Source organism: Streptomyces sp. NPDC006458 (assembly GCF_040612135.1).
In the GTDB taxonomy this organism is placed as follows: domain Bacteria; phylum Actinomycetota; class Actinomycetes; order Streptomycetales; family Streptomycetaceae; genus Streptomyces.
In genome coordinates this window covers 157450-177562 of sequence record NZ_JBEXPR010000016.1, presented here as the reverse complement: position 1 = coordinate 177562, position 20113 = coordinate 157450, and the positions used below count along the sequence as shown (strand labels likewise).

Annotated in this window: 17 protein-coding genes and 1 tRNA gene; 4 read left to right on the top strand and 14 right to left on the bottom strand. The window is 70.1% G+C overall.

What is annotated here, in order from left to right:
* Window positions 1-132 precede the first annotated feature (132 nt).
* Entirely contained in the window at window positions 133-591 is a 459-nt protein-coding gene (locus tag ABZZ79_RS22755) for a hypothetical protein (protein ID WP_319656796.1), read from the bottom strand.
* Between the two features lie 36 nt (window positions 592-627).
* The gene (locus tag ABZZ79_RS22750) at window positions 628-2691 is read right to left on the bottom strand and encodes a hypothetical protein (protein ID WP_319656795.1); all 2064 of its coding nucleotides are present in this window, start codon (window positions 2689-2691) and stop codon (window positions 628-630) included.
* Between the two features lie 631 nt (window positions 2692-3322).
* On the opposite strand from ABZZ79_RS22750, the gene ABZZ79_RS22745 reads away from it, so the two are divergent.
* Entirely contained in the window at window positions 3323-3685 is a 363-nt protein-coding gene (locus ABZZ79_RS22745; RefSeq protein ID WP_319656794.1) for a hypothetical protein, read from the top strand.
* Between the two features lie 317 nt (window positions 3686-4002).
* On the opposite strand, the gene ABZZ79_RS22740 is transcribed toward ABZZ79_RS22745, so the two are convergent.
* The 3 genes from ABZZ79_RS22740 to ABZZ79_RS22730 form a co-directional block, all read right to left on the bottom strand.
* Complete coding sequence (locus tag ABZZ79_RS22740; protein ID WP_319656793.1) at window positions 4003-4734, bottom strand: phosphotransferase; 732 nt, start codon at window positions 4732-4734, stop codon at window positions 4003-4005.
* Between the two features lie 128 nt (window positions 4735-4862).
* On the bottom strand, window positions 4863-5447 hold the full coding sequence (locus ABZZ79_RS22735; protein ID WP_319656792.1) for a hypothetical protein: 585 nt from the start codon (window positions 5445-5447) through the stop codon (window positions 4863-4865).
* Between the two features lie 109 nt (window positions 5448-5556).
* Window positions 5557-7248: a DUF4209 domain-containing protein gene (locus ABZZ79_RS22730; RefSeq protein ID WP_319656791.1), complete on the bottom strand. Its 1692-nt coding sequence runs from the start codon at window positions 7246-7248 to the stop codon at window positions 5557-5559.
* A gap of 274 nt (window positions 7249-7522) precedes the next feature.
* On the opposite strand from ABZZ79_RS22730, the gene ABZZ79_RS22725 reads away from it, so the two are divergent.
* Complete coding sequence (locus tag ABZZ79_RS22725; protein ID WP_319656790.1) at window positions 7523-8548, top strand: hypothetical protein; 1026 nt, start codon at window positions 7523-7525, stop codon at window positions 8546-8548.
* 54 nt (window positions 8549-8602) lie between these two features.
* On the opposite strand, the gene ABZZ79_RS22720 is transcribed toward ABZZ79_RS22725, so the two are convergent.
* The 3 genes from ABZZ79_RS22720 to ABZZ79_RS22710 all read right to left on the bottom strand — a co-directional run bounded on the left by ABZZ79_RS22720 (window position 8603) and on the right by ABZZ79_RS22710 (window position 12223).
* Complete coding sequence (locus tag ABZZ79_RS22720; RefSeq protein ID WP_319656789.1) at window positions 8603-10129, bottom strand: hypothetical protein; 1527 nt, start codon at window positions 10127-10129, stop codon at window positions 8603-8605.
* A 133-nt stretch (window positions 10130-10262) separates the two neighbouring features.
* On the bottom strand, window positions 10263-10679 hold the full coding sequence (locus ABZZ79_RS22715; protein ID WP_319656788.1) for a hypothetical protein: 417 nt from the start codon (window positions 10677-10679) through the stop codon (window positions 10263-10265).
* The gene (locus ABZZ79_RS22710; protein WP_356691378.1) at window positions 10676-12223 is read right to left on the bottom strand and encodes a serine/threonine-protein kinase; all 1548 of its coding nucleotides are present in this window, start codon (window positions 12221-12223) and stop codon (window positions 10676-10678) included. The genes ABZZ79_RS22715 and ABZZ79_RS22710 overlap by 4 nt, the downstream gene beginning before the upstream one ends.
* A gap of 276 nt (window positions 12224-12499) precedes the next feature.
* Between ABZZ79_RS22710 and ABZZ79_RS22705 the strand changes: the two genes are divergently transcribed.
* Window positions 12500-12922: a hypothetical protein gene (locus ABZZ79_RS22705; protein WP_319656786.1), complete on the top strand. Its 423-nt coding sequence runs from the start codon at window positions 12500-12502 to the stop codon at window positions 12920-12922.
* A 175-nt stretch (window positions 12923-13097) separates the two neighbouring features.
* Here ABZZ79_RS22705 and ABZZ79_RS22700 read toward each other — a convergent pair.
* The 4 genes from ABZZ79_RS22700 to ABZZ79_RS22685 all read right to left on the bottom strand — a co-directional run bounded on the left by ABZZ79_RS22700 (window position 13098) and on the right by ABZZ79_RS22685 (window position 14426).
* Window positions 13098-13171, bottom strand: a tRNA-Met gene (locus tag ABZZ79_RS22700).
* Between the two features lie 57 nt (window positions 13172-13228).
* Window positions 13229-13432: a cold-shock protein gene (locus ABZZ79_RS22695; protein ID WP_319656785.1), complete on the bottom strand. Its 204-nt coding sequence runs from the start codon at window positions 13430-13432 to the stop codon at window positions 13229-13231.
* Window positions 13433-13632: 200 nt separating this feature from the next.
* The gene (locus tag ABZZ79_RS22690) at window positions 13633-13914 is read right to left on the bottom strand and encodes an HU family DNA-binding protein (RefSeq protein WP_319656784.1); all 282 of its coding nucleotides are present in this window, start codon (window positions 13912-13914) and stop codon (window positions 13633-13635) included.
* A gap of 281 nt (window positions 13915-14195) precedes the next feature.
* Entirely contained in the window at window positions 14196-14426 is a 231-nt protein-coding gene (locus tag ABZZ79_RS22685; protein WP_319656783.1) for a hypothetical protein, read from the bottom strand.
* A 193-nt stretch (window positions 14427-14619) separates the two neighbouring features.
* Here ABZZ79_RS22685 and ABZZ79_RS22680 point away from each other — a divergent pair, with 193 nt between their 5' ends.
* A complete protein-coding gene (locus ABZZ79_RS22680; RefSeq protein ID WP_319656782.1) occupies window positions 14620-17367 on the top strand; it encodes a sel1 repeat family protein in 2748 nt (915 codons plus the stop codon).
* A gap of 495 nt (window positions 17368-17862) precedes the next feature.
* Here the strand turns inward: ABZZ79_RS22680 and ABZZ79_RS22675 are convergent, their stop codons facing one another.
* Together ABZZ79_RS22675 and ABZZ79_RS22670 are read right to left on the bottom strand one after the other, a co-directional pair.
* On the bottom strand, window positions 17863-18396 hold the full coding sequence (locus ABZZ79_RS22675; RefSeq protein ID WP_319656801.1) for an AAA family ATPase: 534 nt from the start codon (window positions 18394-18396) through the stop codon (window positions 17863-17865).
* A 148-nt stretch (window positions 18397-18544) separates the two neighbouring features.
* Complete coding sequence (locus ABZZ79_RS22670) at window positions 18545-20104, bottom strand: hypothetical protein (protein WP_319656781.1); 1560 nt, start codon at window positions 20102-20104, stop codon at window positions 18545-18547.
* Window positions 20105-20113: the final 9 nt, after the last annotated feature.

Genomic DNA, 20113 nt, shown 5'->3' with positions numbered 1-20113 from the left:
CCCTCGCTCCCGACCGCGCCCGCCCGCCCGCCGCTCCTCCTCGCACGCTCGCCCGTGCCACGTCCGCCGATGCGAACGCGTCGGCCACCGCCTCCGGGCCCGAACCGTCACCGCTCGTCCGCCGCTTCACGCTCATCCCTCGTACCACCGGACCGGTCGCAGTGGCCGACTCGGCTCATACACCCATCGGGTGGGACCAGCCAGCGCCGCGGAGGCGGGCTCGGCCGCCTTGCTGGCGACGTGGGCCATCTCGTCCATGAACAGCATGGTGGGCGGCACCATGATGACGTCCACCGCCGGTCCCCGCTCACGGACAGCGCGCGTCAGGTGGTTGAGCTCGTCGTGGCCGGGGTGCCGGTGCCGGATCTGGTCCTCGTCCACGAGCACGGTCACACGGCCGTCGGCGGTGTCCGCGAACGGTCCGAACTTCTGACCGGCGGCCTCCGGGCCGAGCTCGCGGCATTCGACGGTGTGCAGGGCGCGCCTGAGTACGGCTGTGTACTGGTCGGCGTCGGCGTCGCCCGGCAGCGGCGCCTTCCCGCGTCCGATGGGGCCTATAAACGTTGTCGGGTCCGGCAGTTGATTGCTCATGGTGCGGTTGCTCCTTCTTCCAAGGACCGGCGGGGTTCAGGCCTGGTCGAGGTGGTGTTCGTACCAGGCGGTCAGCTGGGCGGGGTCCTGTGGGATGGACCTGACCAGGCGGAGGAGCCGTTCGCGGGTGGGGCGTACCTCCGTGCGGGCCAGGGCGGACAGGTCGGTGGTGCGCAGGGCTGCGAAGCCGGCGAGGTGACGCTCTTCGAAGGTGCGCGCGCCGGCGAGGGTGTCGGCGGCGGCGAGGTAGCGGGTGACGAACGGGTCGAGCGCAGCGCGGTGGGCGGCGAGGTGGCGGAGGTAGTCGGGGCTGTCGACGGTGGCGGTGTTGGCGGCTTCGCCGTGGTGGGGTGAGGGCAGCGCGCACCAGTCGCTGATGAGAGCGGTGAGGGTGGCCGGGGTGTCGGAGAGGGTGTCGGTTCGCCAGTGGCCGTCGGCTGCTCCCTGGGTGGAGCCCACGCGCTCGTGGAGGCGGCCGAGGACGCTGGCGAAGGTGAAGAACCCCAGAACGTAGTCGGCTCCGGCGATGACGGACCGGATCGTCGGCTCGGCCGACACCGGCGCGGGCAGCAGGAGGCGCTGCTTGCGGTGTTCGCGCTGGAAGGGCAGGCAGACCGCGGCCTCGATCGCGGCGTGTTCGGCGAGCAGGACGGCGGCGCTCTGCGAGGGCGCGGCCTCGCGCTCCCATTCCACGGTGTCGTCCTCGTCGGCGAGGTCGCGCAGTCCCAGTGGGTCCAGTCTGACGCGGTAGACGCCGGTGGTGGTGGCGGTCAGGGTCAGGGTGCCGTCGTGGTCGGGCAGCGGCTGGGTGTGCTGAAGCGTGCCGTCGGTCCTGTCGCGGGTCCAGTCCGGCCGGTTGGCGGGGCGGGTCGCGACGGCGAGCGCCCAGTCAAGAAGGTGGACGAGCTCTTCCCGGCCAGCGCCGACGAGGTCGGCGCGGGAGGTATCCGAGGGCCGGCTGGAGAAGTGCTGGCCGAGGCGCTGGACGGCTTCCTCGGGGAGGTCGGTGACGGCCTCGGCGCCGGGCGGGAGGCAGGGGTCGCTTCCGTGGACCGTGCCTTCGAGGTATGTGCGGCAGCTGCCTGCCCAGCCGCCGGCGGCGTACACGCTGGCGTGGGCGGGGTCGGCGAGGACGCGGGTGGCGACGTCGAGAGCGTGCTCGGCGGCCTGGACCAGAACAGGGTCCGCACTGAGGCCGGCGATGTGGCAGAGGGCGCGGGCGGCGGGGTGATCGACGGTGCCGGACGGGGCGCGGTCGGGTTCGATCTCGGTGAGGAGGTCGAGGACAGCTGTGCGCGGGTCGGCCGGGCCCGGGGCAGGAATCGGTCCGGCGGGCCACAGGGCCAGGGGGACGGACCGGGAGGTCCACAGCGGCAGGACGGTGGGGGTGGCCTCGCATGCCTCGATCAGGTGGAGGACGCCGTGGTGGCGGGTGGTGAACAGGTGAACGTGACCGCTGATACGGGTGAGGGTGTCGAGGAGCCGGATCCGGCGCAGGGTGGCGCACAGGTGGTCGGCGAGGCCCGCGAGTTCGGCGTCCTGGGCGGCTGCGTACTCGGGTTCGCGGCGGAACTGGGGGATCCAGTGCGGCATCAGGCTGCTCTGGTCGGCGGACCGGCGGCCGAGTGCAGCACGCCAGTCGGTCTCGCTGATGCCGGCGAGGAGCATCCTCATCCCGGGCAGCGTCAGGGCAATCCCCTCTCGCAGGCCGGCCCAGCGCAGGCCTGCGACGCCTGTCCCGCCCGGCCGGTGGCCGAGGGCGTCGATCCACCGCTCCAGCTGGGCGGGCGCGATCCGCACCACCAGTTCGTCGGGGCGGGGGGTGAGGCTGCGGATGCCGAACGGGCCGCCGGTGAGGGTGGGGCGGTGACGGCCGTAGGCGGTGATCAGCGCGTGGAAGATCCGTGCCTCGCCCCGGGCCTGTTCGGGCGTGGGCGTCGAGATGAGGTGCTCGAAGTCCGCGAGCTCAGCTCGGGCCGTCTCTTCGGTTTCGCCCGTGGCCATCTGGCGCAGGGCGACCGGGGAGACGGCCGCGTCGGTCGCGCGAAGGCCCTGCTGTAGCCGGGGCGTGTACGGGGTGAGGGTGTCGGTGTGGGTCACGTGCTGCTCCCGCTGTGAGGTCCGCTGTCACCTGGTACAGGTGTGCGGACGGCGCGCGGTGTGACAGTCAGAGCGGACGAGTTTCCGGGATCGTTCGGACGCCGGGCGAAGGTGTCCTCTGACACCGAACTTGGACCGATTGCCAGGGAAGTCGGACAGCCGCTACGCATGGCGCGTGCCTCTCCGTCCCCGCACCATGGAAGAGGTGGCGAGAGGATGTGAACGTCATGGGGTCGTGCGGCCATCTCGCAACGAGGCTGGACAAGTACATGCTGCGAGACGCGATAAGACACGAGGGGGAAGACTTGCGGAATATTCCACCGCTAGATCCCGAGACTCTGCGGGGGCGCCTACTTGTCACCTATCTATTCCCGGGCGAGGAGAGGGACTTTCGGAAGGGTATGGAGGGTGAAGTTTATGCGACAATCACCCCCTACAGTCCAGAGGATGCCGCTCGCCTACTGCAGCTTCCACAACCCAAAAAGCTGCGCAAGTACGTGGCACTAATTGATCCGCGAAAGGTTCCCGTGATTCGCGGACCGCGGCTCCACGAGGCCGGGGGGATCGAATTCCTCCTTTCGGAGGGCGTGCCCGCTAGAGCCGTGCAACACCAAAGCGAGTGGGAGGTGCGATGACTCTCCTCTATCGGGCACAGGACGATGAAGTACAGAGCGCTGTCTCGAAGGCCGTGGAGCACGCGGTCAAGAACCATGGGGTGGGGAACTGGGGTGTGCATGTGGCAGGAGCGTTCCGCCATGGAGCTAGGGAATGGGTAATTAGAGAAGGTGAGCAAGGCGAGGAAGTGAAAGAGGTGTCCGTTTCTGTCGTAATGACAGACGGCGAAGCGGCATTCTGGGAGATTCGGGGAATTTGGCGTCGGCCTGGACAGGCGGTGGAAACGCAAGTTCTCAGCGAAGGTGAGGATGATGTTGTCCGCAGCCCAGATCGCTTCGACCCAATCATCGTCGATGCTCTGCGGAAGATGGAAGCTTGATGGGTTGGTCAGGCGATATTCCGAGCCGTTCCTTCCTCCGTGATCGGTAGCGCTTCGTCCGGCAGGAAGCCGAGCACGTCAGACGGCTCTGGGACCTCTGTTCGGGAAGCGGGATTCCGCAGACCGGACAGTCGGCGGGCTGCTGACGTGGAGGAGCGATAGCGACTTGGCAGGAACGTAGCGGTTGTCCAACTTTCCTGGCAATCGGTCCAGATTCAGCGTCACAGGACAGAAGGCTCCCCAGTGTCACCGAGCTGGCGGACGCGGGAGTGTGTGCGAGCCTTGATCGCGCAGGCGGATCGGACTCGTGTCGGATGTCAGTGCAGGGCTGCGTCGAAGGTCGTGCGGTTGGCCAAGGTGTAGGCGTGCTCCCGTTCGGACCACCGGATGCGCTCGGCGATCTCGTGGTCGGCAGCGACGTGCGGAGACGGGCGCATGAGGTGGTGGCGCCACCACCGGGCATTGCGCACCTGGCGGTCGAGCGCGGCATCGATGAGACGTGAGCGGGAGGCGTCGTCGAGCCCGTACGCGCCAGCGAGGATGCGTACCTGTGCGGCCTGACTGGCGGCGGGTGGAGCGTCAGGCTTGGAGGAAATGCACCAGGTCCATGCCATATAGCCGAGGTCTTCCAGCGGATCACCGGGGGCGGCGGTGTCGAAGTCGATGAAGGCGACCGGGACGTCGTCTGCGAAGACCGTGTTGTTCGGCCCCGGGTCGTGGTGGCAGATGACGGGGTGCCGACCGGCCAGGCGGCTCGCGCGGGTGGCGTCGTGAAAGGCGCGGAGCAGGGAGCCGGCGGCAGCCACCTGAGGGTCTGTCCAGCGCTGGAAGCGAGCGGGCACCCAGCCGGGAAGGTAGCTGAGGATCTCGCGGTCGGCCTCGTCGAACCCGAGGTGACGCGGAGCGCCAGTGAAGCCCTGCCGTCGAAGGTCACCGAGCAATTCGGCGATGAACGCGGACGACGCGGTGACTGGCCGGCGGACGGTATCGCCGACCTTGACCACACCTGAAGTGATGCGTCCACCGGATAAGGGCACTTCGTTCTCCATGGCTCCATCCTGCACGCGCGGGCCATCGACCAGTCCTCAGTGAGGTCAGGATTCGGTGTCACAGGACGAAGGCAATGACGTCCCGCTGCTCTTGTTGGTGTCCTGTCTCGCTCAGTCAAGCCGTCTTCTCAACGAACCAGGTCGGGGGGCATCTGGAAGCGTTCGGCTACCTCGTCAAGCACGTCCCTGGCCAAGCCGAGAAATGCGTTTCGCTCCGCTATGAATCCCATTCCCGCCTCGTGCACGGCGTTGTCCCCGTTGCCGGGGCTGTCTGCTGCGGCTGTTTCCGCGTACTCCCGAACGTCTTGGACCAGAGAGGACAGCTGATCGACGAGGTTCTGGGCTGCCTCTGCTACAGCCTCGGGACCTTCCAGGGTCACCACGAGCCCCGCGCTCTCGGCGTCCTTGAACTTCGTCCTGATCGCGGCGATCCGTGTCTCGTCGAGCGGGACCTGAGAGCGTCTGGCCTGCAGCTCTCGGAAGAAGGTTTGGTTATCTCGGTCAGCAGTCCCCAGCGCTTCGAGGAAGGCAAGGTAGGCAGCTTGTCGGCGTTCACGGCGCCATCGCTGATGCTCGACCCACAGTTCATTCAGCTGCGCCCGGTTCTGTGATCTTTCTCTGCGCTGTTCCGTACGGGCTGCAACGAAGGCGGTGAGGGCGGCTCCCAGGACCGTGCCCAGCACGCCCACGACTGACACGAAGATGGTGGTCATACCGGCGTGTCTTCCCTGAGGAGGCGCGCGCGTACGCTCAAACGGGTCAAGGAGCCCATCGGGCTGTCTGGTTGCAGCGGATCGAGTCGCGTACTGATTGGACGGACATTCAGGGGGTGGGTGGCGCAGTGGTTCGATGTCCGTGGGCGTGGCTGAGCAGGTACAGCGCGGCCTGGAAGATGAGCGCGATGCGGTGCTTTGGCGGGGTGTCGACCAAGCCGTGGCAGACGTCGTTGCGCAAGTTCATGCCGCGATCGGGGTCGACGAGGAGCAGCTCCAGGGCGCGGCTCCAGTCCCGGGGATAGCCGGCGGCCGGCATGCTGCGGATGAGCCCGCCCATCTGGTCGACGGTCCCGGGGGACTGGCCCTTGGCCACAGACACGATCGGTACTCGGGGGCGCAGGAGCTGTCTGAGGATCTGCTCGACCTGGGGCAGCGCGATGCACACCGCCGCGTCGAGTTCCCCCAGCCAGAAGTACCCGAAGGCATCGGCCAGGATCCGGGCGCGCGCCGGCGGCAGGACGGCTTCGTGGACCAGGGCGCCGATCAGCTCGGCCTCGTCCGGTTCGAATCGCTCGTGGATGCGGTCGAGCTGCTCGGCGGCGAGCAGCCCAACAACGTCCATCGCGAGGACCTGCAGTCCGACGACGTGGTCGTCGTCGGCTTCGACGGGCGGGGCTACCTGGATGGGGCCGGCGGTGTTGATGCGCGTGCGCGGGATCCGGAGCAGACCGTCCAGTGAGTGCGCGTCGTCGCTATCCTCGCGCATCGCCGGGTGGACATCCAGCGTCGTTCGCCACAGCGCGTCTGTCAGGTCGGCGGCGGCGTCGATGTGTGCTCGCGCCCCGGCGATCAGTCCCGGCGGAAGGATGAGTGGGCGACCAAGTCGGCTCCAGCCCAGGGAGTCCGGATCGGTCTGTTGCAGGGCCATCTCGGCACGCACTCTCAATTCGGACAGACCTCGGTCGCGGGCTACGGTCGCGGCCCGGGTCAGCAGGTTGTGGCGACGGAACCCGGTGTCGGCGTCGGCGGCGTCGAGGAGGGCGTTGACGATCGCGGTGTCGATGCCGGGCCAGTGGTCCTCGGGCGCCTCCTCCCGCAGCAGCTTGAGGAAGTCGACATGGGTGAGCACATCGCGGGCGTAGCGATGTGCGGCGCGTTCCGCGAGGTCCGTGATGTCGTAGTTCTGCACGCGCAGTCCGTCCAGAAGGCCAGCCACGATCCCCGAGTCGTCCTCGGGCGCGGCTAGGACGCGTTCGGCCAGGGCAGCCGTTTCGTCGGTGACGCGCTTGCACAGGTCGATCTGGTTGAAGGTCCGGGCGAGGTCTCCGGCCCAGCGCAGGCACTCGGTCGCGCCCGCCAGGCCAGCGAAGCGTCGGGGGGTGGCGAGCAGCAGCGGTGCCGCGTCCAGGTACCCGGTAACTGCGCCCCGGATGTGATCGGGCTTGCGGCCGTGTCCCGCGAGCAGAAGAAGGTGATGGAGGCGGCCCCGGACGAAGGGGTGGCTGACGGCCTCGGCGTATGCGCTCCAGATCTCCAACTGGTCGTCGGTGGCCTCGGACAGGCTCGCCAGCCACCCCCTGAGCGGATGGCCGGGGAGCGGCGCAGCGAAGTCCTGAGCCTTGCCGGTCCCGGAGAGCCGAAGTCGCAGCGCGGCGAGCAACGCATCGCGCTGCTGTGCGGCGGTCTCGTTCGTGTCGAGGTCGACGGCCGCGAGCACGACGGCGATGGCCTCGTAGGAAGCGGCGTCCTGCGCCGCTTCCATGAGGGCGTCGAGAACACTCGGTTCGCCCTGTCGCACGGGAGCCTCACTTCCTTCGTCGCCAGTATCGGCACGACTCGGGACCGGGCCCACCGCTTTTCTCCGGTTGGGTCTGCTGGGGGGGCGTCTGTTCACGGGCGTTGCCGGTCGCGCCCGGGCATTTCGCTGCCAGGCCCCCACCGCGGGCGGTGGGACCGGTCCGGTGTGAAGTACGCCAAGGTTCAGCCGCTGGCGTCGGAAGGCGTTCACGTACCGTGGCGCGGACCGATGTGTCGGCCCGCGGCCGCGGGGTCGCTGCCGGGACAGGCAGAGCATGGCCGAGCGGGCTGTGTTCGTACAGGGGGAGGAAGCGGTGACGGAGTCCAAGAAGCCCTCGGACAGCGCGGTGCACCCGGTCCTCGACCCGGATGCGGAGCTCTCGGACGCTACCCGGAGAGCCTTGCGGCAGGCCATGGAGGACCCTCGCCGCTACGTGGACCGCCCGGCCTACCCGCTGTGGGCGGCCGTCCCGCTTCTGGCGCGCGGCGGAGCGGGGGTCACGGTTGCCGCCGTGGGGTGGTGGTGGACCGGTGGCCTCGAGATCGCGGACTCCGCCGCGGACGCCTCCACCCTCGTCGGCGCGCTGGACCAGAAGCTGCAGAAGGCCGTCGACCTGGTGCACACGCTGCTGGCCCTGTGGCCTCTGGCCGCCGGCGTCGTGGCCGTGCTCTGCGCCGGTCTGGTCGCCGACCGGGCGCTCTACAACGGGCAGCTGCGCCGGCTCGCCTCCGCCCAGCAGCACCTCGTGCATCCGAAGGACCTGACCGCTGACGCCCAGGAACTCCTGGCCCGGGCCCAGCGGGCGATGACGGCCGTGCTCGACTCGAAGGTGCACCGCGAGAAGTGGCTCGACGCCCAGCGAAACGAGGCGGCCTTCCCCCGTCAGGAGTGGGCGATCGCCCAAGACCTGCGGAACTACAGCCGAGTGACACACAAGGATCAACGGGCACCGCGGGAGACGGACAACGCCACGGTGGCCGAGCTGCTCACCTCTCGCCGACGTGTGCTCGCGACGAGCCTGCACGGCATCGAGCGGCGGGTGGCGGCACTGGAGGCTTACGCCGGACAGGTCGCCGAGGCCGACGCCCGCTACGCCGAGGTACGGGAGATCGAGCGGCTGGCCGCGAGCAGCGACGAGCTCCTCGACCTGCTTGCCCGCACCGCGGCGGACGACCTGGCGGTCGCCGAGATCGACAGGCTGACCGACGAGGCCGCCGTCGTCGCCTCGACGTTCACCAAGGCGCTGGAGTCCGCCAAGCAGGCCGCCGCGGCGGCCCGCCCCTTACGGGGCCCGGCATAGCCCACCCCATCGCCGCCCCCGAGGTCGGCTCGCTCACCGGGCCGAGCTGCGCGGCTAGAACAGGGTCAGCGGTTGAGGAGGGGTCGGCGTGGTCTGGTGTTCTCGGATCGCGTCCCGAAGCTGGGCGGCGGTGACGCGGGCTGCGTCGAACGTTTCGGTCCAGCCGTTGGGCATCTGGACGGCGGTGAGGAAGATGCCGTGCCCGGCGGCGCGCAGGCGCCGCAGGATCGTCTGCTCGACGGACAGGGCGTCGTCGCCGGTGGGCACGTGGTGTTCGTAGAACAGGGCCCATCCGAGGCGGCGGTGCTGGGCGATGCGGTCGTTGCGCTGGAGAGCGCCGGCGACGCCGATCTTGACGGCGCCGTGCTGTGCATGGGTTACGACGTAGACGCGGGCGGGCGCCGCGCGATCGAAGCCGAAGCGGGCGCAGTACTTGCATCTGCGGCCGCTGCGGATCTTGGCCAGGGTGGGGGTCGAGGTGCGGCCGCAGGTGGTGCAGCGGCAGCGCCAGGGCGTCATGGTCGTGGTGTAGGGCTCTAGGGGCTCGAGACCGGCCTCGCGCATGGAGGCGGCGGCGCGGTCGGGGTCTTCCCGTCGTGCGGCGGCGGAGCGGAGATCGGCGCAGCGTCGGCATCCGCTCTGGCCGGCGAGGATGGAGCCGAAGGTCGGTGAGGTGATGGTGCCGCAGCCGTGGCACAGGCACCGCCAGGTGTACTTGACCCCGCGGTACGGTTCTTGGGGTTCGAATCCGTGCTCGCGCATCTCGGCGACGGCCAGGTCCTCGTCGTGGCGCTGTGCCGCACCGGTTGCCCGGTCGGCGCATGGCTTGCAGCCTGGACGCCGGCTCTGGCCGGTCAGGGAACCAAGGCGCGGGGAGACGATGGCTCCGCACTTGGTGCAGCGGCTCTTCCAGGGGAACGCGGTCCCGGGGTACGGCTCCAGCGGCTCCAGGCCCGCCGCCCGCATCACCGCGGCCGCGGTCTCGGCGTCGTGGCGCATCGACTCGTTGGCCTTGCGCCGGCCACAGGGGTAGCAGCCGCCCTGCCCCTGCCGGATGGAGCCCAGTGTGGGGGTCCCGGGTTCTCCGCACGTCCGGCAGCGGACGGGCCAGGGTGTGTCCACTCCCGGGTACGGGCCGAGGGGTTCCAGGCCCGCGGCCCGCATGTCGGCCGCGGCGACGTCCGGGTCGACCGGCGCGTTCGGTGCGCACCACCGGCAGGGCCCGGTACCGGAGTTGATCCGGACGTAGGTGGGTGTGACCTCGCGTCCGCACCCGAGGTGGCGGCACCGCCACTTCCGGTCGCTGCCGGGATAGAGCTCCAGGGGCTCCAGGCCGGCCGCCCGCATCACTGCGGCTGCGGCCTCGGGGTCGATCCGGGCTCGCCCGGAGCAGTACACGCAGCCGCGCTGTCCCGTGGTGACGTTGCTCAGGCGGGGGGTGACCTCCCGCCCGCACGCCGTATGGCGGCACCGCCACGGGGCAGAGCTGCCGGGGTAGGGCTCCAGCGGCTCCAGGCCCGCCGCCCGCATGATCTCTTCCGGCTCGCGAGGGTCCTTCCGCGGTCTGCCGGTGCGCGCCATGAGTTCAACTCCCCGCGTTCCAAGGGTGAGCGGGGTTTTGCCTCGCTGTGCGGCGCAGCATAGAGGCGGCCACTGACATCGACGCCGGGTGTCGTAATTGCCGCCGGGGGAGTGGTGCCGGGGGCCGGCCGGCTCAGTTCACGGCCTCGGGTACGGCATCGGCAGGGGCGCAGGGTTCGTCGCCGGTGCCGTTCGCTCCTGTCAGGTCCTCGCAGATCTTCAGGTGCAGAGTGGTGGCGACGGCATCGAGGCGCTCCCACTGCTCGCTCGTCAAGTCGGGCAGCAGTGCACCGAGGTGGTGCAGTGCGAAGGCGACGGCTGCGGGCACCGCGTGACCGAGAAGGTTGTCGATGCCGGCGCTGTGAGCATCGTGGTGGAGGTCGCGGCCGCCGGACAGCCCGTAGGCCAGGCCGTACTTGTAGGCCGCTTCCTCGGCGAGAGTGCTGTTCGCGAGGGCGCGTTCACCGTCGGAGCAGTCGACGGTGGCAAGGAACTGGTCGATCACGGAGCCGGGAATGATCTCGCCGGAGACGGTGGTGGCGTCGTTCACGTGGGACTAACGGCGGACCGGGGCCGGGTGACACGCCGGAGCTCGGTGATTCCGGTCCGGGCCGGCGCAAGAGGTTCGTGGCGGGTTCGGCGAGGTGTGAGGAACGCGGTGAGAAGTGCTGTGGCCGGCCACAGCACGGCGCCGGCGGCGATGAGGGTGAGGGACGGAAGGCCGGCGTGGTGAGCGACGAGCAGAAGGGTGGCGGTCTGCAGGGCGCCGGCGGTCGAGGCGAGGTCGCCGTGCCAGGCCGTGCGGTGGAGCGTGTGCTCGACCAGGCGGCGCACACCGCTGGCGCAGGCGACCATGGCGGGCCCGCCGAGGACGCTGATGACCAGGGCGGCCGCCCACCGGGAGAAGTCGGTGACGAGGACGGCGAGCGCCGCGCCGCCGGTGAGGAGCAGGAGGGTCATGAGGGCGGCCGTGGTGATCCTCAGCTGCCCTGGATGCGGTGGCTGGGGCGGGTCGAGCAGGTAGAGGACGGCGAGCAGCAGCCCGGCGAGCGTGCCGAGGCCGGTCGTCCAGGGAGTCGGCACGGTGGTGGTGAGCGAGAGGGCGCCCGTAATGGCGGCCGCGGTCAGGCCGGCCGCGCACACGGTGGTGCCCCGGGCGCCTGGCTCACGCTGGCGGCCGGCGGGGCCGGCGGAGGTCGTGGTGGCGACCAGCGTGGGCGGGTGCCGGGGCGCTGTCGCGGTGGGTGCGTCGGCGAAGGCGGCCAGCGCGGTGTGCAGCCGGATAAGCCGCGTGCGGGTGTCGGCCGCGGTCGGCCGGCGGTCGGGGTCCTTGTCGAGGAGCTCCAGGACCAGCTGCTCGAGCTCGCGGGGAACACCGGGGCGCAGGGCGGACAGCGGGGCCGGCGCGTCGTGGACGTGCTGGCTGAGGACCTGCCAGCCCGTGCCGGTGAAGGGGACGTGGCCGGTGAGCAGCTCGTGGAGGAGGCAGCCGAGCGAGTAGAGGTCGCTGGGTGCGCTCAGGGTGGTGTCGCCACGGGCCTGCTCGGGCGACATGTAGGCGGGGGTGCCGATGGCGACGCCGGTCACGGTCAGGGTGTGGTGGGTGGCCTCGGCCAGGCGCGCGATGCCGAAGTCGCACAGTTTCGCGGCGTTGCCGGCGGCCTGGTCGAGGAGGATGTTGGACGGCTTGAGATCGCGGTGGACGATGCCGCGGTCGTGGGCGGCCTCCAGGGCCTGGCTGATCTGGATCGCCCAGGTCAGGGCCTGATTGACGGGGAGCGGGCGGCCGGTGAGCGTGTTCAGCGGCCGTCCGTCGACGAGGCCCATGGCCAGGAAGAGGATCCGGCGGCCGTCGAGGTCGGCGGCGCCGTGGTCCCGGACGGCGACGACGTTCGGGTGGGACAGGCGCGCGGCGACCTGTGCCTCGCGGCGGAAGGCCGCTTCCCGAACCGGGTCCCCCTCCCCCACCGGGATGATCTTGAGGGCGACGCCGTGGTTCTCGTGGAGGTCCTCGGCGCGCCACACGGTGCCCATGCCTCCGCTGCCGATCGGCTCCTTCAGCCGGTACCGGCCGGCGACCGTCGTGCCGCGCATCAAGTCCTCCAGCCCTGCATGTCCGGGCGCTGGGGCCGGCCGGCTCCAGGCGCACCGCGGGCGAGGGCCGTGCCCGCGGTGCGGGGGAGCATACGAAAACGCCTTGCCGGTGCCGGGTGAAGTGATGTCGGCGCCGCGGCTGCGTCCAGCTCTCCAAGGGAGTCTTTGCAAGTCAGCGCCATGCGATTGTGGCTGTGCGGGCGTGTGCGGCAGGTGGCGCCGGTGCTCCCAGACGGTGGCGGTGCTGTCATCGGATTCCGGGGGGATCCTTCGGATATGGACGACAGATGCGCGTGGTGTGGCGCCGAGCTGCCCGGTGGTCGGCGTCGCCGGTACTGCCCTCGTCCGCGTTCCTGCCGGCAGGAGGCGTACCGGGAGCGGCGGCGGGCGGCAGCTGCCCTCCGGGCACGGATCGCTCTGCTGCAGATCTCGCGCGAGATCCGGGCCCGATGCGAGGCCCTGGAGCTGCTGGTGGCCGACGCGGTCGGCAACGAGCGGGCCGACGCGGGGCTGCACAGCACCGCGGCCGCGGACTTCCGCCACCTGACCAGCGAGCTGGTGCGGTGCGCGGTGATCGCGGATCGGGAGGTGAGCGCCACCTGGGAGCAGATCGGGCGCCCGCACGGTCTGAGCGCGGACGCGGCCAGGGCCCGGTACGGCCGGGCCCGGCTCCTGTGGCCTCCGCCGAGGCCGGAGTGACGCCAGCCTGTGAAGAGGGGCCCGGTCAGCTGCGCCGGAGGTGGCGAGGAGATCGTTGGCGCCCTGGCGCCCGCCGCCGCCCTGGCATCGCATCGCCCCGGCCAGCATCGTTCGCCGGGGTGACGCATGGCCCCGCTGCAGCCGGGCCCGGCTGCATGCCGGGCCCGTCAGTCAGTAGCGGGGACAGGATTTGAACCTGCGACCTCTGGGTTATGAGCCCAGCGAGCTACCGAGCTGCTCCACCCCGCGTCGGTGAGGCCACTCTACACAGTGATCTTCATGGGCGGGGCGGCGCGCGTACGGCCGTCAGCCCCGGACGATGTTTTCGGCCTGGGGGCCCTTCTGTCCCTGGGTCACATCGAAGGTGACCGCGTCGCCCTCCGTCAGCTCGCGGTAGCCGCTGCCGGCGATGTTGGAGTAATGGGCGAAGACGTCCGGGCCACCGCCGTCCTGGGCGATGAAGCCGAAGCCCTTCTCCGAGTTGAACCACTTCACGGTGCCGCTGGCCATACTGCGTGTCCTTCGATCTTGCCGAGGAATCCCGGCTGGTCTGGAGTCGGAGCCCCCTGCAAACGGAGGGCACCCGGCGTCCGTTCTACCCCGTCGGCGCCGCAACTATCCGGGCTTGACGCAGTGCTCGCCTGACGGAGTGCGACTTGGTGAAGCCAGGTCGCGGTCCTGGAGTGGTCACGGCACGAGTGAGGGCGGGGTTACTTGCCCTTCGCGGCTTCCTTGAGCTTGGAACCTGCCGAGACCTTCACGCTGTATCCGGCTGCGATCTCCAGCGGCTCGCCCGTCTGGGGATTGCGGGCCGTACGGGCGGCACGATGGGTGCGCTCGAAGGTCAGGAAGCCGGGGATGGTGACCTTCTCATCGCCCTTGGCGACGACGTCGCCGACGATCTCAGCGAAGGCGGCCAGAACGGCGTCGGCGTCCTTGCGGGTCACCTCGGCGCGCTCGGCGAGGGCTGTGACCAGCTCACTGCGGTTCATGCGGTACTCCGTGACGTTCGGGTTGTCGCGGCCGCTGCGCGGACGCGACGCTTCTGACGCCATCCTGTCACCGGGGTCCGACAATGCTGCACGCGGCACCAGAAGCGGAGCGCTCCGTAACGCGTCTCGTACGCGGCCCGGTCGGTGTCGTCCAGACCCGCCGGGTACAGCCGGGCGAGTTCCAGGGCGACCTGCCCATCGGGTTCGGGATGAGCACCAGGCGGAAGGCCTCCGGGGGCCAGCCCAGGGGAGGCGCACCGAGGTACACCTCCGGGCCCAAGTCACCGGCGCTGCCAGAACCTCAGGACGAGCGTCAGCCGGTCCAGGTAGTCGAGCAGGATCATCATGGTGCGGCGGGCAGCGGTTCGGCGGTAGGCATGGCGCGACCATACCGTCGGCAGGACCACGCCGATGTACAGGAGCAGGAACAGGGCGAACATGGCCGCGCCGACCGGGCCGAGCGCCTGGACCGTGTCGCCGCCGAGCTGCCTGAGGATGTCGGTGATCGACATGTCGTGACCTTCCTGAGGAGGCCCCGGCCCGCTGCCGGGGTTGATGTGCTCGACGCTCTCTGTCCATCGGGGTGTCCTTCAGCCGTCCCTGCGGTCCTGGACGATTCCCCGCCGAAGGGGCTGGTCACGGCCTAAGCTGCCTGGGTGTCCAGGAAGGGCGCTCTGGACAGGTGGACATCGGGCGGGGGCGCACGTGACGGGCAAGCAGGTCAGCAGCCAGGAAGAGGAGTTCCGGGCGGACCTGCGAAGGCTCGGCAATCTCTACCGGACCCATGTGGCCAAGAAGGTCTCCCAGCGCCAGCTCGGCCGCGTCATCAACGCCGTCCCAACGACCGTCGGCCAATGGCTCAAAGGCAAGGTCGTCACTCCGCAGGAGGAGAAGCTGGTCCAACTGGTCGAGTTCCTGGCGGACCGGCTGGAAGGGGCGGGGGTCGAGGTTCCGCCCGCGGATCTCCGGCTGCTCGATGCTGACGAATGGCGCAAGCGCCACACCGCCGTCATGCGACTGCGAAACCAGACAAGCGGGGCGGGCGTACGAGGCGCTCACGCCCGCACTGCCCTTGATGCCTCCGCCTCGCGGACGCGACTGGGTGAACTCGCCGACAGACCACGGCCGTTCCCCGCATGGAAACCGGAGCAACTCGGCATTCACCCCGCGATTCGCGGTGACTCCATCGTGGTCCCGCAGTACGAGTTCGTACTGCCGGACTACGTCGAGCGTGAGCACGACCGGCACCTTCGGGCACGGCTCGAAGCGGCGAAGACCAGCACCCACCCGACCTTGATCGTCGTGCGGGGCGAGTCCTGCACAGGGAAGACGCGCACCGCGTACGAAGCAGTCCGGGCGTGCCTGGCGGACTGGGACCTCGTCTACCCCAAGGGGGTCGACAGCCTGCTGACCCTCCTCGCAGCGGACGCCGTCGCGCCGGAAACCGTCCTGTGGCTGAACGACGCGCACCGCTTCCTCCGGAACACCGAGGGTGAGGCCGCAGCGGCGGCGCTGCAACGCCGCCTCGAAGGCCCAGGACCCACCGTCATCATCGCGACCATGTGGCCCGCCGATCACCGGACCCTGACTGCCGCGCCCCAAGGCGGCGTGGACGCACTTGGCCTGCATGAACACGCCCGCGCACTCCTGGACCCCGTGGCACCGGTCGATGTCCCCCCGTCCTTCACCGAGTTGGAGCTGCGGGCGTTGCGAACGAGCCGCCATCCGTCCCTGGAGACAGCCGCCCGGACCAGCCCGACCGGCGCAATCACCCAGACCCTCGCCGCCGCTCCGCAGCTGGTGGACCACTACGAAAGCGCCGTCGCGCCGGACGGCCCCTATGGCAAAGCCATCATCACTGCCGCGATGGACGCTCGCCGCTTCGGGCTGACCTCCCCCCTGACGGAGGCATTTCTGGAAGCGGCGGTACCGGGATATCTGACCGACCAACAGCGAGCCGCCGCAGATCCCGACACCTGGTTCGCCGGCGCCCTTCGCTACGCCCGGACGAGAGTGATGGAGGTGACGGCGGCACTGGAAGCGGTGGCCCACCCCAGCGGCATGGGCTCACTCTCCGGCGTGTACCGGCTCGCCGACTATCTTGACCACTACGCCCGAACCACCCGCCAGTACCGGTTCCCTCCCCAGATCTTCTGGAGCGCCGTCGAACACCACGTGCCCACCGCTGAGTTGACGGGCCTCGCCTCCGCCGCGGAGGAACACGGCCGGCGACGCATCGCCGCCGCCCTCTACCGGCGGGCCGCCGGGGCCGGGGAGAGCGCCGCTGCCGGGCGGCTGGCCAACTTGTTGGAGCTGGCCGGGGACAGCCAACAGGCGGAATCGCCGTACGAGCTGTACCAGGAGGCCGCCGCTGCTGGTCATCCCTGGGCGTGGCGGGCGCTCGTTCGGCTTGAGGAGGAGGCCGGGAACTCAGAAGGCGCCGAGGCCACGCTGCGGCAGGCCGCTGCCACAGGCGATCTCGGCCTCCTCCACGATCTCGTGGAGTACCTGGAACGAAGAGGCGAGCGGGACGAAGCCGAGTCACTGGCCCGACGATTTGGTGTCGACGGTCACACGTGGATCTTGGTGAAACTCGCGGATCTGCGGCGGGCGCTCGGCGACTCCCCGGGAGCCGAGATCCTGCTGCGTGCAGCAGGTGACGCCGGCGACGGATGGGCGTTGCAGAAGCTCGCAGATATGCGGGGGGCGGCCGGGGATCTAGTGTCGGCGGAGGCATTGTTGCGGGAGTCCGCGGTGGGGCGTTCCGAGGCCCTCTACGCGCTGATGGAGCTGCGTCGCGACCTCGGCGATCATGAAGGGGCCAGGGTGCTGCTTCTGGAAGCCGCCGAGGAAGGGAGCATCTCCGCGCTCTACGACGTGGCGATGGAACGAGAAGAAGCCGGCGATCAGGCAGAGGCGGAGCGGCTGGCCCGGGAGTCCGGATCCTACGGTTCCACTGGCCTTCTCCAGGAACTCGCGTCGCTGCGTGAGGAGACGGGGGAACACGAACTCGCTGAACTGCTGGCCCGCGACGCCGTTGCTGCCGGGGACACAGACGCCCTGCTCGATCTGGCACTGCTGCGGGAGGCGAGCGACCGCGAAGGCGCGGAGAGGCTGGCCCGGGAGGCCGCCGCCAGCGGACACCCTTCCGCGCTTCAGACGCTGTCGCGGGCACGTGCAGAGGCCGGAGACAGGGAAGGCGCTCACCGGTTGGCGTGGGAGGCGGTCCGCGCCGGAGAACCCGGCGTACTGCGCGACCTGCTGGACGAGCAGATCGAGGCCGGGGACCGGGACGGAGCCGAGCGGTCGGCCCTCCAGGCCGCCAACTGCGGGTACCACTGGGCGCTGCCGGAGCTGGCCCTGTTGCGAGCGCGGGCCGGGGATCCAGCGAGTGCAGAGCTGATCCGGCGGTTCGGTCTGGAAGCCGACGGCTCCGTGTGCCCTGGTTTCTGACCGGTCACGCCGCGGAGTCGGCGCGGAGCCTCGTTTCGGGTCAGCGGTCGCCTTTCGTCATCCCGTTGGAGCCACGCACGGTTCGGGTGAGGCGGCGGGCGCGACCGCTCCTGCTCGGTTGTTGCCCCTGCCCGACAGTCAGCCGGGCAGGAGCCTGCGGTCTCCTCCATAGAGCTGAGCACGAGGATTCCGCGGTGCCTTCCAGAACCTCAAGGCGCGATGCGTGTCCATGATGCCTCAACAGACAGGGCGCGGTGGCAGGTTGGGTCCTTTGGCAGACCCACTCGGGCCGGGAGTTGTATCAGGCGTCGTTGCCCCCTGATCACACCCTTCACCGCATGCGCCGGCTGCCTGCCGTCGAGGTCCGTGCACCAAACGGTTCAGCTGCTCGCCCGGTGCAGCGCCCGTCCGGAACGTCGGGAGCCCTTCGGCTCCCCACCCCGTGCACCACGCTGCCCCCAGCCATGGCCGAGGGCTCGCGGGACGTCGGACAGGTCAGAGTTCGAGCGGGGGAAGGCCGACCAGGCCGGTGTCGAGCATGATGCGCTCGACCGTCTCGTCGAGCTTGCTGTTGGCGTCGATGACGGTCTCGACTGCGCCGGGCAACAGATCCAGTTCCCGGTACCAGTCGCGCAGCTGCGCCTCGTTTACGTCGTTGGCGATCGGCTTGGTGGCGTGGCGGGCGAGGGTCTCGCCGAGCGGCACATGCAGGTAGTAGCTGTGGGTCGGGCCGCGGTGGTCAGCACGCAGCTTGGCGAGCATGTCGCCGTAGCGGTCGGCGTACAGGATGCCTTCCACCACGACGTGGTATCCGGCGTCCAGGGCGTAGCGGGCCGTCAGATCGATCAGGCCGATGTTCGCCGCACCTGGCCGGTCCCGCTCGCGGAGCACGATCCGGCGGAGGTTGTCCTGACCGACGAGGGCCAGGCCACGGCCGAACCTTCCGCGGAGGCCCTCCGCGACGGAGCTCTTCCCTGAGGCGCTGTTGCCACGTAGTACGACCAGCCGCGTTTCGTCGGTGCCCACCATCACGGCGATCACGCTACCGGTAGCCACCGACGTCGCCTGGGGCGTTTCCGGCAACCGTCGACCGTCGGGTAGCCAGGGCACGTTGCCGTGCCCCGGCTACCCGACCACGGGCGTACGCCGACGGCCCATGCCGCGTCGTTGGTGCTCGTCAGCCGTACAGCCACTTCTCCCAGGCTTTGCGGCCGGTCAAGGCGGTGGCGGGGATGCCCAGTTCGGTCAGCGCGCCGGGGTACACGCGCTCGTAGGCCGTGTTGTAGGCGCTGGCGAGGGCGGCGTCGCCGAGCAGCCACGGCGCAGGGGCGTGGTCGAGGTCGAGCACGGCGAAGTCGCCTTCGTAGCGGATGCGGCCGTGGAGGAGGCCGCGCTCGAGCAGGGTGTGCCAGCCGCGCCCGACGCGCTCGACCTCGGTCATGCCCTTGGCGGTGTCGATGACGGAAGCGACGTCGAAGCGGCGGGGTGGGATGCGGGCATAGAGCTTCGCGATCATCCAGGGCAGGCCCAAGATCCGGAAAAGGTGTGTGCGGTGGGCGCCGCCCATGGAGACGTTGTAGAGCGGTCCGGCCGGCCCGTTGATGACGCTGAGGGAGATTGGAGGTTCCTCGGCAAGGTGGTGGCGGAGGAACGCGGCGAGTTGCTCGGGCTTGGTGGTGAGCAGTTCGCGGGTGGCGCGGGGTATCCAGCTGGGGCCGCGAGACGCCTCGGACCGGTCGAAGTCGCCCCAGACCTTGTCGATGGCCTGCACGATGGCGTCGGTACGCACCCAGGCGGCGCTCTCGCCGGCTGCCCAGTCGTGCTCCCGCTGGCGGTTGTAGAGGTTGAAATGCGGCGACTGCGGCGCACTGGTCTGGAGCTGGGTGGTGGCCGCGCGCACCCGATCGCTGATCTCGTGCTCGGGCCAGGCCCGCTGGAGTTGGGTGATGGCGGCGACGGTGGCGTCGAGCGCGGCGCGGTCGGCATCGAAGGCGCGCAGGACATCCATCCGACTGATGCCGGGTGGGTCACTGCCCGCGGCGGGGGCTTCTGGCCGTTCGCCATGCAAGGTCAGGGTGATCTGTGGGCGGTGGCGGCTGGTGGCCTCGAACGACTGGAGAACTTGCTCGGTGGCGTCGGGGGTGGCGCTCCAGCCGCGCACACAAAGACCGTCGTCGCGGTACGCGGTCAGGTTGCCGTCACTGTGCCATGTCGCTGCCCAGGTGCCGCCCGGCCGGTCAAGGTGCACGGGCCGGCGTGCGAGGTCGGCTTCAAGTCGCTGAAGGTCGCCGCGGCGCCGGGCACGGGCGAGCAGGCTCGGCGCGGGGCGCAGCACACCCGCCAGGAACTCTTCGTCGAGCGGATAATCTGCGCGCTCGCCGTGCCATTCACGCAGGAGTTCTCGTGCCTGGGCGATGCGGTGTGCGGCTTGCTCAGCTGCGTCGCGAATCTCGTCGCCGTCGAGGTGGCCCTCGACGGCGACCGCCGCATGCCGGCCGGCCGCGGCCACCACCTGGTCCCACAGGTACAGCTCGTCCGTGGTCTGGTGCCACAGGTAGCCCTCGCGGGCAGACGTGTCCGACTCCTGGACCGTGGTGAGGGACCGTACGATCTGGGCGCGTTCGGCGGGCGGCTGGCCGCGGCCGCGGCGTACGGCGAACTGCAACAGGATCGAGGTGAAGCGGCGGGCGAAGTGCGTGGGCCGGGGGCGGCCGTCCTTCGTGGTGCACGTCGTCATGCGCGAAGC